Raw genomic sequence first — 16,628 nt, forward strand, 5'->3', positions numbered from 1 at the left:
TACTTTTGTGCTTAAATTCAATTCAGTAAAAATTTAATCAAAAAAATATGAATCTTCACGAGTATCAATCAAAAGAGATTTTATCAAAGTATGGAGTGGCTATTCAGCGTGGTTTCGTAGCAAATAATGTGGACGAAGCGGTGGAGGCAGCCGATAAACTTAAAGCGATGACCGGAGCAGAAGGCTGGGTAGTGAAAGCCCAAGTACACGCTGGTGGCCGTGGTAAAGGTGGAGGTGTAAAGTTCTCCCCAAATATGGATAAATTAAAAGAAAACGCTAATAATATCCTTGGGATGCGTCTTGTAACGCCACAAACTTCGGCAGAAGGTAAGCTGGTAAATTCTGTATTGATTGCAGAAGATGTGTATTATCCTGGTGCTTCAGAAACTAAGGAATTCTATGTATCTATTCTTTTAGACAGAGCTTTAGGAAAAAATACCGTAGTATATTCTACAGAAGGGGGAATGGATATAGAGCAAGTGGCAGAGGAAACACCACATTTGATTCATAAAGAAGTGATTGACCCTACTTTAGGGCTCCTTCCTTTCCAAGCAAACAAAATTGCTTTTAACTTGGGTCTTGAAGGGCAGGCAAATAAAGAATTTAAAAAATTCATTACGGCATTGTACAATGCGTATATCGGTATTGATGCTTCACTTTTTGAAATCAATCCAGTATTAAAAACTTCAGATGATAAAATCATCGCAGTAGATGCTAAAGTAACTTTAGATGGAAATGCACTTTATCGTCATAAAGATTTAGCTGAGCTAAGAGATAAGAGAGAAGAAGACCCAATGGATGTAGAAGCGGGTGAAGCGGGGCTGAACTTCGTGAAATTAGATGGGGATGTGGCTTGTATGGTAAACGGTGCAGGACTGGCAATGGCTACCATGGATATGATTAAACTTTCTGGAGGTAACCCTGCTAACTTCCTTGACGTGGGAGGTACAGCAGATGCTGCTCGTGTAAAAACAGCCTTTGAAATCATCTTAAAAGATGAAAATGTGAAAGCGATTCTTATCAATATCTTCGGAGGAATTGTGAGATGTGATAGAGTAGCACAGGGGGTAGTGGACGCATATAAGCAATTCGGTAATTTCCCAGTGCCATTAATCGTTCGTCTTCAAGGTACGAATGCGGAAGAAGCTAAAAAACTCATTGATGAGGCAGGGCTTCCTATCCACTCTGCAATTACCTTAGAAGAAGCAGCAAATAAAGTAAAAGAAGTATTGGCATAAAAGTGCCTTTACTGCTCACTAATAAGGCTGTCCATGGAGGGGCAGCCTTTTTTATGATAAAGAAAATCAGTACTTTTGTATTATGAATTTTGTTAGAAATAATTTAGCCAATGCTTTTACTCTAGGAAATCTTTTTGCTGGAGTTATTGGCGTAGTTCACATTCTAAAAGCGGATTATACCGTGGTGGCACTCTGTATGATGATTTCTTTAATTTTGGATTTCTTTGATGGTTTCATTGCTCGGGCATTGAAATCTAATTCTAATCTGGGAGTTCAGCTGGATTCTTTGGCAGATATGGTAAGTTTTGGAGTGATACCAGGGCTCGCAATGTTTCAGATGCTTAAGCCATTTGGGAGCCAATTGATGGGAATTTCTTTGCCTTTTGAGTTGAGCTATTTGGGCATCTTCATTACACTATTTTCTTGTTTGAGACTCGCTATTTTTAATATCGATGAAGAGCAGAAATTTTATTTTAAAGGCTTAAATACCCCTACTAACACGGTGCTTATTTTTGGATTATTGTACACGAATATTCAATATGAAAGCTATAATTTTTTAGTGAATAACGCCCTATTTCTGCTCATCCTTACTCTGCTCAGTTCTTGGCTATTGGTATCTCCTATAAAAATGATTGCCATGAAATTTAAAAGTATGCAGTTAAAAGATAATTATCCTAAAATGGCCTTGCTATTGGGTGGAATTTTATTATTGGCTTTTTTCCAACTGAAAGCGATGCCCCTCTTAGTAATATACTATATTTTTGTTTCTCTTATTTTTCAGAAGCAATTATCTGAAAAATAATATTTAAATCATGTAATTTTTTAATTAACGATAATGAATTTAATTTTGCATAAACCGTTGTGTATCTTTGATTTGGAGACTACGGGTATCAATGTAGGCAAAGACAGAATAGTAGAAATTTGTATCCTTAAAATAAATCCTGATGGGAGTAAAGAATCCAAAACTTGGCTTGTGAATCCTGAAATGCCTATTCCTAAAGAGGCTTCGGATGTGCATGGAATTACTGATGAAAAAGTAAAAAATTCCCCCACTTTTAATGAACTTGCCCCTAAAATTATTGAGATGATTTCAGGCTGTGATTTAGGAGGTTTTAATTCCAATCGTTTTGATGTACCTCTACTAGCAGAGGAACTTCTGAGAGCGGGAATGGATTTTGACTTATCTAAGTTCCGATTGGTAGATGCACAGACTATTTATCATAAAAAAGAACCGAGAACGCTTTCAGCAGCATATCAGTTTTATTGTGATAAAACATTAGAAAATGCTCACTCTGCGGAAGCAGATGTGTGGGCCACTTTTGAAGTATTGGATGCTCAAGTAGGAAAGTACGAAGATGTGCCTAATGATATACAAGGGCTGAGTGAATTCTCTCATCATCATAAATTTGCAGATTTAGCAGGATATATCGGATATAATGATAAAAAGGAAGAGATTTTCACTTTCGGGAAGTACAAAGGACAAAAAGTAAAAGAAGTTTTCCAAAAAGATATCGGTTATTATGGGTGGATTCAGAATGCAGATTTTCCACTATACACCAAAAAAGTATTAACGGCCATTCAGCTTAAATCAAAGTTTTAAAACGGAAAGATAAATTCGGCATGGTAAAAAAAACAAATCGTCATTCTCTATGACGATTTGTTTTTTAATATAGCCATGTGTTGAATCTCATTTTTTTAATTTTCCAGCAATAAGTTTGAACAAGTTGGGATAAAATCTACTGGTTCCGATTTCTAATTTTCTCATCGTTGGAAATAAAAATTTTAGAATGGGAACGGAAAATACCAATAGGAAAATAAGTGCATAAATATTGCTCTCAGAAAGGTTTATCATGTTTTGGGATAGGATTAGAGATAAAATAATTCCTATCATTAATGATGAAATAAATAGTATGATGTTTTTCATTTGGACGGATTTATTTTGATTATGAGCAAAATTAAAAATAATTTTTCTAATGTTTGTAAAGAAAATTCGATAGTTTTGAGAGAATTAGAAGATAAATGATGAGAGAAGTATTTGTGAAATAGTGTTGATGCATTGGGAGAAAAGCTGAGTACATTGGGTTAGACCGTAAAAAAATAAGCTCAGTTTACACCGAGCTTATTTCAGTCACTAAAAAATATTAATTATGGAAAATCAATTCTTATACATTGCTTTTTTTACTTCTTCTTTTACTTTCTCTAGTTTCGGGAACCATTCTGCGAAAAGTGCCGAAGAATAAGGAGCTGGTGCATCAGGTGTAGTGATTCTCTTAATAGGTGCATCTAGGTAGTCAAACGCTTTTTGCTGTACCATATATGCAATTTCTGATGCCACAGAAGCAAATGGCCATGCCTCTTCTAATACTACTAATCTATTGGTTTTCTTTACAGAAGCCAATATAGTATCATAATCCAAAGGACGCACCGTTCTTAAGTCTATTACTTCTACAGAAATGCCTTCTTTCTCTAAATCTTCTGCCGCTTGGAGTGCCAGCTTCATGATTTTTCCAAAAGAAACTAAGGTAACATCTTTTCCTTCTCTTTTCACATCGGCTTTTCCAAGAGGGATATAGTACTCTTCCTCAGGGATTTCCATTTTGTCACCATACATCTGCTCAGATTCCATGAAAATAACAGGGTCATTATCTTGGATGGCAGTTTTTAGCAGTCCCTTTGCATCATAAGGGTTAGAAGGCACTACTACTTTCAGTCCAGGGCAGTTGGCATACCAGCTTTCTAATGCTTGGGAGTGGGTAGCACCGAGCTGTCCAGCAGAAGCCGTTGGTCCACGGAAAACGATAGGGCAGTTCCACTGTCCACCGCTCATTTGGCGGATTTTTGCTGCGTTATTGATAATTTGGTCAATACCTACCAATGAGAAGTTAAAGGTCATAAATTCTACGATAGGGCGGTTACCATTCATTGCGGCACCTACGGAAATTCCAGCAAAGCCAAGCTCTGCAATAGGTGTATCAATGACTCTTTTAGGACCAAACTCAGCAAGCATTCCTTTGGAAGCCTTATAAGCTCCGTTATATTCAGCTACTTCCTCTCCCATTAGGTAGATGGATTCGTCTTTACGCATTTCCTCGCTCATCGCCTGAGCAATCACTTCACGGAAAGTATATTCTGCCATAATTTGCATTTTTAAAGGCACAAAAATACTGAAATATTTTCATATTTCAGTTCTTAACAGGGTGGAGTTTTAGTTTTTTGCTTTAATCATAGCTTCTAGGCTATCCCACATTTCTGTAGGAATCTTTTCCAGCATATTAAATTCGCCTGCACCTTGTAGCCATTCGCCACCGTCTATGGTAATTACTTCACCATTGACAAAGGCAGAAAAATCAGAGATGAGATAAGCCGCCAGATTAGCAAGTTCCTGATGTTCTCCTACTCTTCTTAGGGGGATTTTCTTTCTCATGTCAAACTGCTCTTGGAGGTTTCCAGGAAGTAGTCTATCCCAAGCTCCTTGAGTAGGAAACGGACCTGGAGCGATGGCATTAAATCGGATATTGTATTTTGCCCATTCTACAGCAAGGCTTCGGGTCATGGCAAGAACGCCTGCTTTGGCACAAGCGGAGGGAACTACAAATGCAGAACCTGTCCATGCGTAAGTGGTAACGATATTGAGCACCGATGCAGGGATTTTCTGTTCCATACAATATTTACCTAATGCCAATGTACAGTTTTTGGTTCCTTTCAGTACAATGTCTATAATGACATCAAAGGCATTGGCAGAAAGTCTTTCGGTAGGGGAGATGAAATTTCCTGCAGCATTATTTACCAGCCCATTTACCTTCCCGAAGTGGGCGATACTTTCATTAAGCATGGCTTTTACTTCGCTATAATTTCTTACATCACAAGCGATGGGAAGTACCTCTCCGCCTGTATTCTGTCTCAGTTCTTCAGCGGCTTTTTCTAGTTTTTCTAAGTTTCTGGAAGTAATGATGATTTTCGCTCCCAATTGTAGAAAATACTTTGCCATAGATTTTCCTAGTCCGCTACCGCCACCTGTTATGATGATGATTTTATCTTTTAAAGCTCCTTCTCTGAGCATTCCTTCGGTGTAGTTCATATTGAAATTTTGGATGAAGATAAGAATTTTTAGCCAATTCTTTTTGTGTCAATTTTACTCTCAGAGTACCAGTAGAATAAGGGGGTATGGTATATTGATGCCTAGTGGATATGGTAAATTAGCCTTTTTCCATGTTTTCCTCTAATGTTTTTTCCATTTCTTGGAGGTTTTTCAGGTGCTTAGTGAGTTTTCTGAGGAGTATTCCGTAAACGATTCTGTAATATATCCATGCCAATAGGAGGGAAAAGATGATGGCAACTACAGAGGCAATGAGCAGTGCAAATACGGTTTGTCCTCCCATGGATTCTGATTTTATAGCGTCATAGAGCAGCCAAGTACCTCCCAGCATGAATAGGCATACCATCCCGATATTGAGCCATACAAAGAGCTGAACGGTTTTTCGGAAGCGGAGGAGTTGCTGTATGAATGCGGTGAGCTGAGACTCTACTTTTATGGCTTTGTATTTGAGGTAAAAGAGAACTACGAAGGTTCCTGTGAGCAGTAGGCTTACTACTTTTAGGAGGAAGTAACTCTGTTCAAAGCTTTTTTGATACTCGTCAGCTTTCCTAATGCCGAGTGCTTTAAAGAGGTCTGAAAAATCATCTTTTTCTCCCGTGATGAGGTAGAAAACTATGAGTCCTAGGAAAAGGGCAAACTCTAATACCCCTATCCATAAGATGTATTTTACATTATTTTTGGAACGATGATTCAGTACATCTAGTATCTGTCCCTCAGAGTATTTACGGGGAATATCTTGTTCTTTCCAGGCAGATTTATATTGATCAAAATTAAATTCAGGCATATTTTTCCATCATTTCTTTAAGGGTTTTCTTGAGTCGGTTCATTTTCACTCTCGCATTTACTTCAGAGATACCCAGTGTATCAGCTATTTCTTTATAGGGTTGTTCGTCCAAATACATCATCACGATGGCCCTTTCTATCTTGGGTAGTTTTTTGATGACGGTATAGAGCAGATCTATCTGCTGCTGTTTCTCATTGGTAGGCTGCTCTATTTTCTCGAGAGTATTTTCACAAAAATCCGCAGACTGTGGGGAACGATTTTTTTTTCGGAAGAGGGTAATGGCAGTGTTCAGTGCTACGCGGTACATCCAAGTGCTTATTTTACTACCTCCTGTAAAGGAATCATAGCTTCTCCAGAGCTGGAGTACAATTTCCTGAAAAAGGTCTTCCTCATCTTCCAAAGTATTGGTGTAGAGACGAGAGACTTTGATGATAAGTCCCTGATGCTCTTCTATTAACTGTGCGAATATTTTCTCTTTGGAAGCCAATGATAATGAATTATTGACGGCGAAGATACTATTTTTTATTGAGTAAATTAATGTACAATGTACAAAGTATAAAGACTTTTAGTTTGTGGTGTACTGTTACTTTTAGGAATACAAAGCATGAATTAGGAAAAACAAAAATCTATGTGGTGTAAACCATGCACAAGCTGGGAAATTAAAAATTCATTTAGGAAAAACAAAAATCCATGTGGTGTAAACCATGCACAAGCTGGGAAATTAAAAATTCATCTAGGAAAAACAAAAATCCATGTGGTGTAAACCATGCACAAGCTGGGAAATTAAAAATTCATCTAGGAAAAACAAAAATCCATGTGGTGTAAACCATGCACAAGCTGGGAAATTAAAAATTCATCTAGGAAAAACAAAAATCCATGTGGTGTAAACCATGCACAAGCTGGGAAATTAAAAATCCTATATAGGAAAAATAAAAATCCATGTGGTGTAAACAATGCACAAGCTGGGAAATTAAAAATTCATTTGGGAAAAACAAAAATCCATGTGGTGTAAACCATGCACAAGCTGGGAAATTAAAAATCCTATATAGGAAAAACAAAAATCCATCTGGTGTAAACCATGCACAAGCTAGGAAGTTTTTAATCTCTAACCTCTCATTTCTAAGTTCTCATCTACACTTTTCTCAATTTTGCAAACTTGAGAATGATGTTCTTTTGTCCCTCGTTTTGGAAATCTATCATCGCTTTGATGTTTTCGGTATCAGTGCCGTCTAAACGCTGAACGATGCCCACACCGAAGCGGTCATGCCGAACCTGATCACCTACGGAGAGTACGCCTTGGTTTCCGTCAGGAGTGAAAAACGGAGCAGACGCTATATGAATTTTGCCTTGTGTTGGAGGAACTTCTGATTTTAGGCTGGAAAGTTTCTTTTTAGGTGCTAATTTTTTAAAACTCCTCGGGGCAGGAGGTGTATCATCAAAAATAGATGAACTAAGCCCTGAGGCATTAGAGAAACGCGTATTGGTTACCGAAGGATTGAGGAAGTCAATGAATTGTGAGTCTATTTCACTCAAAAATCTTGAGGGTTCACCATCGGTGATTTTTCCCCATTGGAATCGGGTAACGGCATAGCTCATATAGGCCTCTTTTTCGGCTCGGGTGAGGGCTACATAGAAAAGTCTCCTTTCTTCCTCTAGGTCTTCTCTGTTGGCGGTGCTTAGGAAGCTGGGAAAAAGATTTTCTTCTAACCCAACGAGGTGGACAATGGGGAATTCTAATCCCTTAGAAAGGTGAATGGTCATTAGAGAAACTTTGTCTCCATCATCATCTTTTTTATCTTGGTCTGTAGAGAGGGCAATGTTTTCTAGGAAATTAGGAAGCGAAGGATCTCCGTCTTCCAGCTGAAGCTGCTCATCTATGAATCCTTGCATAGAGTTCATGAGTTCTTGTACATTTTCCACTCTGGAAATGCCCTCGGGGGTCATGTCTTCTTTAAGGTGTTTTATGATACCGCTTCTCTTTGCCACTTCCATAGTTACGGTATAGGCAGATTCTGTTTTTAGCATGGCTTGGAATGCCTTAATCATTGCCCAGAAATCTGCTAGTTTATTCAGTGTAGTGGTATTAAGCCCCATGTGTTGACTGTAAAATGCCAAGTTGTCAAGGACTTTGGAGATACTTATATTTTGGGTATCTGCAAAAGCGATGAGTTTATTTTGGGTGGTTTCTCCTATGCCTCTGGTAGGGTAATTAATGACTCTGAGAAGTGCTTCGGAGTCATTTTCATTTACTAGAAGACGAAGGTATGCTACAAGGTCTTTGATTTCTTTTCTTTGATAGAAAGATAGCCCACCATAAACTCTGTAGGGGATATTTTTCTTCCGAAGTGCATCTTCAAAAGCTCTGGTTTGAGAATTGGTACGATAGAGAATAGCGAAATCACTCAGTTTTCTCTGTTGGAAATTATGTTTTTCCCAAATGTTTCCTGCCACGAAGCTCGCCTCATCGGCATCTGATAATGCACGATAGACTTTTATTTTCTCCCCCAGTTCATTTTCACTGAAGACATTTTTCTTAAACTGTTGTAGATTTTTAGAAATGACCACATTGGCGGCATTGACAATGTTTTGCGTAGAACGATAGTTTTGTTCTAAGGAAACCGTTACAGCATCGGGATAGTCTTTTTTAAAATTAAGGATGTTATGGATGTTTGCCCCACGGAAGGAATAGATGGACTGGGCATCATCTCCCACTACACAGATGTTTTCAAATTTGGATGCCAATGCTTTCACGATGAGGTATTGGGAGTGATTGGTATCCTGATACTCATCTACCAAGATGTATCTGAAGCGGTCTTGGTATTTGGCTAAAACTTCTGGAAATCGGGTAAGTAATTCATTGGTTCGTAGGAGTAAATCATCAAAGTCCATTGCCCCATTTCTAAAGCAAGTTTCCACATATTTTTGATAGATTTGCCCCATGAGTTTCATATTAGCTTTGGCATCGGCTTCCATCAGTTCGGGGTGGTTATGGTAAGCCCTTACGGTGATGAGGTTATTCTTATAATTGGAGATTCTTGCCATTACCTTTTTAGGTTTATACAAATCCGAATCTATCCCGAGGTCTTTAATTACTTTTTTAAGGACATTGAGAGCGTCTTGGGCATCGTAGATGGTGAAATTAGATGGAAAACCCAAGTGATGTGCTTCATTTCTAAGGATTCTAGCAAAAACAGAATGGAAAGTCCCCATCCATAAGGATTTAGCTTCGCTTACGCCTACCACCTTGGCTATCCTTTCTTTCATTTCTCTTGCTGCTTTGTTGGTAAAGGTCAGTGCTAGAATATGAAAAGGATCTACTAGATTGGTAATCAGGTGTGCAATACGCATGGTAAGTACACGCGTTTTCCCAGAACCCGCCCCTGCTAGTACCATCAGTGGGCCTTCTAGTGTGGTAACCGCTTCATACTGAGCAGGGTTTAATCCTTTCAAATAATCCTCCATTTTCACTGAATTTTAAGCCACAAAAATAGGGAAATGAAATGAGAAATAGTCCCTGAAAGATGGATTTTGTTGTGAGGCGTACTGAACTTAAAGCGTTTCTAAAACCTTGGTTCACCATATCCGTTTACATGATCCAATGTACCAGTACTGTAATAAGCATGGTGAATCCGATGATGAGATTAAAGGAGGTGCTCATGAGAAACCCGATGAGAGCACCTTTGGTAGAGTTAATTGCTTTTTGGTAGTCTTTTTTATCGTGAAGAAGTTCCCCCGTAAGTACGCCCATTGCCATGCCTATGAGAAAACCAAATGGAGTAGGAATGAAAAATAGCCCGATGAGCATACCCAATACGGCACCTATGCTTCCCCATTTTGTTCCTCCATATTTTTTGTTGAGTTTTGCTGGGACTATATAGTCTAAAGTCATGGAAAGAAGTGTGAAGAATCCGAAAATCCAAAGGTAAATGGAATTAAAAGAGCTATCTACCCCGAATTTATAAGCCAAAAGCCCTGCAAAGCTGAGGATAAGCCCGGGTAAAACAGGGAGTACCGTACCTAAAATTCCTATAATAATGAGTAGGAAACTGATGATGAGCCAAAAATATTCTTGCATGATGATGTGTTTTTATCGTATTATTACTAATTTTCGTACCAAGATAAACAATTTTTATTACTAATTTTGCCATTATGAATGACGAGTTTAAAGAGACAAAAGGTTTTTTACAAAATATCAGTGACGGACTGCATGTTTTCATCAGGGATACTATGCCTGATGGGATGATTCTTGTTACCCAGATTTTAGCGAAAACCATTTTACTTTTGGCATTGTTATTCGTACTCAATTTTGTGTTTAAGATTGTGGTGCACTTCGTTTTTAAGCTCATAAAAAAATATTCTCAAAATTTGGTATTAAGAGCCATATATGAGTCTAAGGTGCTTAATATGATGTCTATTTTTTTAGCGGTAGGTGTGGCGGCAAAGATGGTTTCATCAGTATTTTATAGACATCCTAAGAGCCATGTATTTTTTGACACTATTTTTGGGCTTATCTTGGTTTTGGTATTCGCTTTTCTTTATGTGAGAACGCTAAAAGCGGTGGAGCGTTATTTTTTTCTTAAAGGAGACTATGCCCGAATCACGGGAATCCGTGCGGTAACACAGACACTGAAAATTATTGGTATCGTTCTTTGTATTTTTATTGGGGTTTCCATTATCTTTCAGGTAACATTAGAAAATATATTTAAAAGTTTAGGAGCCATGACGGCACTTATCTTGCTCATCTTTAGAGATACTGTATTGGGCTTTATCACGGGGCTTCATGTTTCAGCATCTAAAAGTGTAAAGGTGGGGGACTGGATAGGGATTCCTAAGTATGACATCGAAGGAAATATAGAGGACATTAATCTGCTCACTACTAAGATTAGAAATTTTGATAAAACGGTTTCCACTGTGCCTACTTATGACCTTCTGAGTACTGAGATTAGGAATAATCAAGTGATGGCAGAGGGAAATAGAAGAAGAATAAAAAGAGCGATTGTTTTTAATATCAATTCATTTAAGTTTGTAGATGAGGCATTGTATCAAAAATTAGAATCCATTAATCTGCTTTCAGACTACTTGGAAAGTAAAAAAGCAGAAATTAATGAAATGAGAATGGGAATTCCTTATGCGGATAATATCATTAATGGGCCTCAGCTGACCAATATTGGCGTATTCAGACGCTATGTGCTTAATTATCTCAATCAGTCCCCAAATATAGACCGGAAAGAGGTGGTTTTGGTAAGGCAGTTGGATATTACCCCTCAGGGGATGCCCTTGGAGATTTATTGTTTTGCCAATAAGGCAACAATGAAAGATTTTGAAGAAATACAAGCGGATATTTTTGATCATCTTTTAGCATCTACCAAAATTTTTGATTTAGAAGTGATGCAAACTATAGGACTTAAAAATTAAAAAATAACTAAAACAGTGGGATGAGCAAAAGCATAAATACTGTTCGTTTCTGTTTTTTAGTGAATTAAACTATCAATAAAAATGACGAAATTAAGTGTAAATATCAATAAAATAGCCACTCTGAGAAATGCAAGAGGTGGAGATGTTCCCAGTGTAACGCAGGTGGCGGTAGACGCTCAGAAATTTGGTGCAGACGGAATTACCATCCATCCCAGACCTGATGAAAGGCATATTACCAGAAAAGATGTGTATGATCTTAAACCATTGATAACTACTGAGTTTAATATCGAAGGGAATCCGCATCGTACTTTTATTGATATGGTTTTGGAGGTAAAACCTGAACAAGTTACTTTGGTACCCGATGCAGATGATGCCATTACTTCTAATGCTGGGTGGGATTGTAAAGAACACTTGGATTTCTTAAAATCAGTGATTGCAGAGTTTAAGGTGGCAGGTATAAGAACTTCTATTTTCCTTGACCCTAATCCTGAAATGGTAAAATATGCTGCACAAACAGGCACAGACAGAATAGAGCTTTACACCGAAGCGTACGCTAAAGGCTATACTAATCATAAAGAAGAAGCTATAAAACCATATATTGCTACGGCATTAGAGGCCGAAAAATACGGATTGGGGGTGAATGCTGGACATGATTTGAGTTTGGATAATTTAAAATATTTTGCTGCCCATATTCCAAATTTGTTGGAAGTTTCCATAGGGCATGCACTGATTTCAGAAGCACTTTATTTGGGCTTGGAAAATACTATTCAAAGTTATCAGAAAAGGTTAGCGAAATATTAATTTTATTCGGTTTGAAAAAAGATAATTTATCTACCGTAAATCAATTTATGTAAATAGTATTTAATAAAATGAAAGCTAATATCACTGTTAATGATTTCTCTAAGCACCTATTTTGGGATGTGGATTTAGACCGATTTGATCTTCAGAAGCATAAAGTTCAGTTGATACATAAAGTTTTGGAATACGGTAAAATAGAGGATTGGAATTTGATTAAAGCGTGTTATGGAATGGAAACTATCAAAGAAGTATGTTTGAATTTGAGAAGTTTAGATCCTGTAGCTTTGTCTTTTGTTGCCACGCTTTTTAAAATAGATAAAAAAGAATTTAGATATTACAGACACAAGCAGTCAGTGCAGAATTATTGGAACTCCTAAAAAACATTATGAAATCTGAGCTTTTCTCAAATTTTGTATTGGTAGGAGGAGTATTTTGACGATGCCGATGAACAAGCTACTCCTCTAATCTATGATAATACCTGTTGGGAAAGTATTAAAGTAAGAATAATAGAACAATTTGAAAAATTATAGGAATAATGTTATTACATTCAAAAATATACGGTGAAGAAAAGGAGGGGACTCCGTTATTGGTGTTTCATGGGTTGTTTGGGATGCTGGACAATTGGGGGAGTTTCGGGAAAGAGCTCGGAGAGGAATATCCTGTACACCTCATAGACCTTAGAAATCATGGTAAAAGTTTTCATTCTGAAGATATGTCTCATGATGATTTGGCCAATGATATTGCCTACTATATGACCCATTATGGCATAGAGAAAGCACATCTTATGGGGCATTCCTTGGGAGGAAAAGCGGTGATGCAGTTTGCTATTCGGTATCCTGAAAAAATGGAAAAACTTATTGTGGTAGATATTTCTCCTAAGGCATATCCTCCGCATCATCAGGGGATTATAAAAGCATTACAAACAGTAGATTTTCAGTCTGTGAAATCTCGTCAGGAAGTGGAAGAGGTGCTTTCTGGTTACATTAAAGAAAAACCAGTAATCCAATTTCTTGCAAAAAATCTTTATTGGACAGATGAGAAAAAACTGAACTTTCGTTTTAATCTCAAAACTTTGGCAGAAAAATACAATGATTTTGTTTCTAATGCCATTAAATTTGGTATTTTCAGTGGAGAAACGCTTTTCATTGCAGGAGCTAAATCTCATTATATTTTACCACAAGATGAATTTCTTATCAAGCAGCAGTTTCCCAATTATCAATTAGTTACTATTTCTAATGCGGGGCATTGGGTACATGCGGAAAACCCGAAAGACTTTACAGCCGCAGTAGAAGAATTTTTGAAAAAATAATAATATGGTCTTAGTAACAGGAGCAACGGGGATTTTAGGGAGAGTTATTACTTTGGAATTGCTAAAGCAAGGAAAGGTGGTTCGTGCCACTAAAAGGCCTACGAGTAATCTAGAAGAAGTGAAAAATTCCCTTCGTTTCTATACAGAGCATCATGAGGTTTATTTTAGTAAAATAGAGTGGGTAGATACGGATTTTGAAGATTTAGATTCCCTTAGAAATGCACTTTATGGCATAGAGGAAATCTATCATTGTGCTGCTATCGTGAGCTTTCATCCTAAGGATGAAAAAAGAATGTACCAGACCAATATTGATGGTACCAAAAATTTACTTTATATAGCCCAAGAATTGCAGATTCATAAATTTCTCTTTGTCAGTTCTATAGCAGTTTTAGATGGAGTGAATGAAAACGGCATGATGGATGAAAGCTCTGATTTTAATTCTAAACTTCATCATTCATCGTACGCCATTTCCAAACATTTTTCAGAAATGGAAGTGTGGCGTGCCAGTGCTGAGGGAATGAATACGGTGATTATTAATCCTGGAATTATTGTGGGCAGTGGGAATTGGAAAAATAGTAGTGGTACGCTATTTTCTTCTTTTCAGAAAGTGCCTTTTTCTTTCTCTGGAGGGGCGGCGTATGTAGATGTTCGGGATGTGGCAAAAATCAGCACAGCCCTGATGGATAAAGAAATTTTTGGAGAAAGATTCATCATCATCAGTGAAAATAAAAAGTACCACGAAATAGGGAATAAGATTCGTAAGAAATTGGGACTTAAGGAAAATAAAATTATTGCTCCTTTTTGGCTCCAGCTGGGAAGGGTAGCGAATGCCTTCTTCGGCTGGTGTGTGCCTGTTCTTCGTATGGTTAATAAAGTCAATATTGAAGCGATTTCTACTTTTACACCTATTTCTAACCAAAAAATAAAAACTCAGTTACAATATGAGTTTATCCCCATAGAAGAAAGTATAGACTTTCATGTAAAAAACTATATTCAAGATATGGAGAAACAAAATTAAAATGGATAAATCATTTGGCGGGATGTGATTTTTCCCAATGGATGATGTATGATTTTAATATCAGTTTGGACTTAAAAATAATGATTATGACTCAAATGTTTATTGGAAATCCTCATTTCACTATAAAAGATATTGCTGTAAACGCTTCTTGTCCCAGTAATATTGCACTGATAAAATATTGGGGAAAATATGCACATCAGATGCCTGCTAACCCCAGCATTAGTTTTACACTCAATCACTGTAAAACCAATACGAAAATGATTTTTAAGGCCAATGCACCTTTTACCGTGAAGACTTTTTTATCAGGGAAAGAGGAAGTGCAATTTGCCGAAAAAATAGCAAAATATTTTAGAAATATAGAAGCATATCTTCCTTGGATACTGAAAGGGAGTTTTGAGATTCACACTGAAAATACTTTTCCTCATAGTTCGGGAATAGCCAGCTCTGCATCGGGTTTTGGTGCTATAGCCAAGTGTCTGGTAGAAATAGAGCGGCAGTTTACCGCTCAGGAGCAGAAAGCGGAGGAGAAAGATGACATTGATTATACTTTAAAGAAAGCCTCTTTTTTAGCTCGTTTGGGGAGTGGCTCTGCGTGCAGAAGTCTTTATGATGGTTTGGTGGTTTGGGGTAAAACTCCCGAAGTACAAGGAAGTTCTGATTTGTATGCTGTACCTTATCCTAATGAAGAAATTCATCCTATTTTTAGAGATTTTAATGATTGGGTCCTGCTGATTCATGAAGGGCAGAAATCTGTGAGTTCTACTGTGGGACATGGGCTGATGAATACCAATCCTTATGCAGAGAGAAGATTCCAAGAAGCGAGAGAGAATTTTGTGCCGATGAAAGAAATTTTAAAATCAGGGGATATAGAAAGGTTCATCACTTTGGTAGAGCATGAGGCACTTACACTTCATGCTATGATGATGATGAGTGCACCTGCTTTTATTCTAATGAAAACAGGAACCTTGGAAGTAATTAACAAAATTTGGAACTTCCGAAAAGAGACAGGATTACCTTTATTTTTTACTTTAGATGCAGGAGCCAATGTACATTTGTTATTTCCATCATCTGTTTCTGATGGTTCATCTATTCCTGAATTTATTGAAAAAGAACTATTGCCTCATACACAAAATGGGGGTGTGGTAAAGGATGTGATGAAGTGGTAAAGAAGCTGATGAATACAATAGACTGCCCATTTAGGGCAGTTTTTTTATGGTGTAAGAAACTAAAAAACTAAGAAACTTTTTTTTTATTTAAGTTTCTTTGTTTATCTTTGCACTCAGAATTATGGAAAATAAAACCGATTTTTTAGATAAGGCACTTAGGTTATTCTACCTTAATGGAGCGAAAACTACTACGATGGATGACATTGCTCGGGAGTTTTCTATGTCCAAAAAGACGCTCTATCAGCTTTATGCCAACAAAGATGAACTGCTGGAAGAGGTGCTGAGCTATGAGCTAGAACTTATCATGAAAACACTGCAAAATTTTGATAATCAAGAGGAATGTCCTATTAAAAAGATGCTTTGCAGAGATGAAAAAATAAAAGACCTTAGTGAAAGCAGTAATCATTCTATTTTCGCTAGACAGCTAAAGAAGTACTATTGCCATCTCTTTGAGAAGCAAGCAAATAAAATAGAAAATGCCGTAGCAAAGATGTTCGCCAAAAATGTAAAAAAAGGAAGAGCTTTAGAGCTGTATCGTGGAGATTTTCAGGCTGAGGAATATGCTAAATTCTTTATGCTTATCGTATTTTCTTATGATGACTCTCCTCTGGTAGATACCGAGAAAATATCAAGGCATGACTATACGCAGAGTGCTATTGTGATGATGCTCAATGCAATGACTACTGAGAAAGGTAAGAAACAATTGAATGAATATTTGAAAATCAGTGGTAAGCCATAAGCTATAATCACAATTTTTTAATCTTTTTAATCTTGTAATCATTTAATCTTTAAATAAATAACATC

General features: G+C 37.2%; 16 protein-coding genes. 10 read left to right on the top strand and 6 right to left on the bottom strand.

Annotated features, from left to right (window positions below):
* The first annotated feature begins 47 nt into the window (after positions 1-47).
* From sucC to HMPREF9699_RS04325, 3 genes are all read left to right on the top strand, one after another.
* Positions 48-1,238, top strand: coding sequence for an ADP-forming succinate--CoA ligase subunit beta (gene sucC, locus HMPREF9699_RS04315; protein WP_002662714.1), 1,191 nt, complete (start codon positions 48-50; stop codon positions 1,236-1,238).
* 82 nt (positions 1,239-1,320) lie between these two features.
* Positions 1,321-2,040, top strand: coding sequence for a CDP-alcohol phosphatidyltransferase family protein (locus tag HMPREF9699_RS04320; protein ID WP_002662716.1), 720 nt, complete (start codon positions 1,321-1,323; stop codon positions 2,038-2,040).
* A gap of 33 nt (positions 2,041-2,073) precedes the next feature.
* Positions 2,074-2,838: a 3'-5' exonuclease gene (locus HMPREF9699_RS04325; protein WP_002662718.1), complete on the top strand. Its 765-nt coding sequence runs from the start codon at positions 2,074-2,076 to the stop codon at positions 2,836-2,838.
* 555 nt (positions 2,839-3,393) lie between these two features.
* On the opposite strand, the gene HMPREF9699_RS04335 is transcribed toward HMPREF9699_RS04325, so the two are convergent.
* The 6 genes from HMPREF9699_RS04335 to HMPREF9699_RS04365 all read right to left on the bottom strand — a co-directional run bounded on the left by HMPREF9699_RS04335 (position 3,394) and on the right by HMPREF9699_RS04365 (position 10,193).
* Entirely contained in the window at positions 3,394-4,374 is a 981-nt protein-coding gene (locus HMPREF9699_RS04335) for a pyruvate dehydrogenase complex E1 component subunit beta (RefSeq protein ID WP_002662722.1), read from the bottom strand.
* 69 nt (positions 4,375-4,443) lie between these two features.
* Positions 4,444-5,316, bottom strand: a complete 873-nt coding sequence (locus tag HMPREF9699_RS04340) for an SDR family oxidoreductase (RefSeq protein WP_002662724.1) — start codon at positions 5,314-5,316, stop codon at positions 4,444-4,446.
* A 118-nt stretch (positions 5,317-5,434) separates the two neighbouring features.
* Positions 5,435-6,118 carry a hypothetical protein gene (locus HMPREF9699_RS04345; RefSeq protein ID WP_002662726.1) on the bottom strand — a complete coding sequence of 228 codons (684 nt, stop codon included), beginning with the start codon at positions 6,116-6,118 and terminating at the stop codon, positions 5,435-5,437.
* Positions 6,111-6,605 carry an RNA polymerase sigma factor gene (locus HMPREF9699_RS04350; RefSeq protein ID WP_002662728.1) on the bottom strand — a complete coding sequence of 165 codons (495 nt, stop codon included), beginning with the start codon at positions 6,603-6,605 and terminating at the stop codon, positions 6,111-6,113. Before HMPREF9699_RS04350 ends, HMPREF9699_RS04345 begins: the two co-directional genes overlap by 8 nt.
* Before the next feature lie 644 nt (positions 6,606-7,249).
* Positions 7,250-9,580 carry an ATP-dependent helicase gene (locus tag HMPREF9699_RS04360; RefSeq protein ID WP_002662732.1) on the bottom strand — a complete coding sequence of 777 codons (2,331 nt, stop codon included), beginning with the start codon at positions 9,578-9,580 and terminating at the stop codon, positions 7,250-7,252.
* Positions 9,581-9,704: 124 nt separating this feature from the next.
* Positions 9,705-10,193: a DUF456 domain-containing protein gene (locus HMPREF9699_RS04365; RefSeq protein WP_002662733.1), complete on the bottom strand. Its 489-nt coding sequence runs from the start codon at positions 10,191-10,193 to the stop codon at positions 9,705-9,707.
* 74 nt (positions 10,194-10,267) lie between these two features.
* Between HMPREF9699_RS04365 and HMPREF9699_RS04370 the strand changes: the two genes are divergently transcribed.
* From HMPREF9699_RS04370 to HMPREF9699_RS04400, 7 genes are all read left to right on the top strand, one after another.
* Complete coding sequence (locus HMPREF9699_RS04370; RefSeq protein ID WP_002662736.1) at positions 10,268-11,533, top strand: mechanosensitive ion channel family protein; 1,266 nt, start codon at positions 10,268-10,270, stop codon at positions 11,531-11,533.
* A gap of 81 nt (positions 11,534-11,614) precedes the next feature.
* Positions 11,615-12,334 carry a pyridoxine 5'-phosphate synthase gene (locus tag HMPREF9699_RS04375; RefSeq protein WP_002662737.1) on the top strand — a complete coding sequence of 240 codons (720 nt, stop codon included), beginning with the start codon at positions 11,615-11,617 and terminating at the stop codon, positions 12,332-12,334.
* Positions 12,335-12,402: 68 nt separating this feature from the next.
* Positions 12,403-12,708, top strand: coding sequence for a DUF6922 domain-containing protein (locus tag HMPREF9699_RS04380; protein WP_002662739.1), 306 nt, complete (start codon positions 12,403-12,405; stop codon positions 12,706-12,708).
* Between the two features lie 158 nt (positions 12,709-12,866).
* Positions 12,867-13,640 carry an alpha/beta fold hydrolase gene (locus HMPREF9699_RS04385; RefSeq protein WP_002662741.1) on the top strand — a complete coding sequence of 258 codons (774 nt, stop codon included), beginning with the start codon at positions 12,867-12,869 and terminating at the stop codon, positions 13,638-13,640.
* Between the two features lie 4 nt (positions 13,641-13,644).
* Positions 13,645-14,658 carry an SDR family oxidoreductase gene (locus HMPREF9699_RS04390; protein ID WP_002662742.1) on the top strand — a complete coding sequence of 338 codons (1,014 nt, stop codon included), beginning with the start codon at positions 13,645-13,647 and terminating at the stop codon, positions 14,656-14,658.
* A gap of 86 nt (positions 14,659-14,744) precedes the next feature.
* Positions 14,745-15,824, top strand: a complete 1,080-nt coding sequence (locus HMPREF9699_RS04395) for a diphosphomevalonate decarboxylase (protein ID WP_002662744.1) — start codon at positions 14,745-14,747, stop codon at positions 15,822-15,824.
* A gap of 121 nt (positions 15,825-15,945) precedes the next feature.
* Positions 15,946-16,563, top strand: a complete 618-nt coding sequence (locus HMPREF9699_RS04400) for a TetR/AcrR family transcriptional regulator (protein ID WP_034985586.1) — start codon at positions 15,946-15,948, stop codon at positions 16,561-16,563.
* The last annotated feature ends 65 nt before the right edge of the window (positions 16,564-16,628 follow it).

Origin of the sequence: Bergeyella zoohelcum ATCC 43767 (assembly GCF_000301075.1) — a bacterium.
GTDB lineage: Bacteria > Bacteroidota > Bacteroidia > Flavobacteriales > Weeksellaceae > Bergeyella > Bergeyella zoohelcum.

What these genes read in the sequence shown, in the direction of transcription:
- sucC (WP_002662714.1), top strand. Translation starts at nt 48, where the DNA reads ATGAATCTTCACGAGTATCAATCAAAAGAGATTTTATCAAAGTATGGA.
- HMPREF9699_RS04320 (WP_002662716.1), top strand. Translation starts at nt 1,321, where the DNA reads ATGAATTTTGTTAGAAATAATTTAGCCAATGCTTTTACTCTAGGAAAT.
- HMPREF9699_RS04325 (WP_002662718.1), top strand. Translation starts at nt 2,074, where the DNA reads ATGAATTTAATTTTGCATAAACCGTTGTGTATCTTTGATTTGGAGACT.
- HMPREF9699_RS04335 (WP_002662722.1), bottom strand. Translation starts at nt 4,374, where the DNA reads ATGGCAGAATATACTTTCCGTGAAGTGATTGCTCAGGCGATGAGCGAG.
- HMPREF9699_RS04340 (WP_002662724.1), bottom strand. Translation starts at nt 5,316, where the DNA reads ATGAACTACACCGAAGGAATGCTCAGAGAAGGAGCTTTAAAAGATAAA.
- HMPREF9699_RS04345 (WP_002662726.1), bottom strand. Translation starts at nt 6,118, where the DNA reads ATGCCTGAATTTAATTTTGATCAATATAAATCTGCCTGGAAAGAACAA.
- HMPREF9699_RS04360 (WP_002662732.1), bottom strand. Translation starts at nt 9,580, where the DNA reads ATGGAGGATTATTTGAAAGGATTAAACCCTGCTCAGTATGAAGCGGTT.
- HMPREF9699_RS04365 (WP_002662733.1), bottom strand. Translation starts at nt 10,193, where the DNA reads ATGCAAGAATATTTTTGGCTCATCATCAGTTTCCTACTCATTATTATA.
- HMPREF9699_RS04370 (WP_002662736.1), top strand. Translation starts at nt 10,268, where the DNA reads ATGAATGACGAGTTTAAAGAGACAAAAGGTTTTTTACAAAATATCAGT.
- HMPREF9699_RS04375 (WP_002662737.1), top strand. Translation starts at nt 11,615, where the DNA reads ATGACGAAATTAAGTGTAAATATCAATAAAATAGCCACTCTGAGAAAT.
- HMPREF9699_RS04380 (WP_002662739.1), top strand. Translation starts at nt 12,403, where the DNA reads ATGAAAGCTAATATCACTGTTAATGATTTCTCTAAGCACCTATTTTGG.
- HMPREF9699_RS04385 (WP_002662741.1), top strand. Translation starts at nt 12,867, where the DNA reads ATGTTATTACATTCAAAAATATACGGTGAAGAAAAGGAGGGGACTCCG.
- HMPREF9699_RS04390 (WP_002662742.1), top strand. Translation starts at nt 13,645, where the DNA reads ATGGTCTTAGTAACAGGAGCAACGGGGATTTTAGGGAGAGTTATTACT.
- HMPREF9699_RS04395 (WP_002662744.1), top strand. Translation starts at nt 14,745, where the DNA reads ATGACTCAAATGTTTATTGGAAATCCTCATTTCACTATAAAAGATATT.
- HMPREF9699_RS04400 (WP_034985586.1), top strand. Translation starts at nt 15,946, where the DNA reads ATGGAAAATAAAACCGATTTTTTAGATAAGGCACTTAGGTTATTCTAC.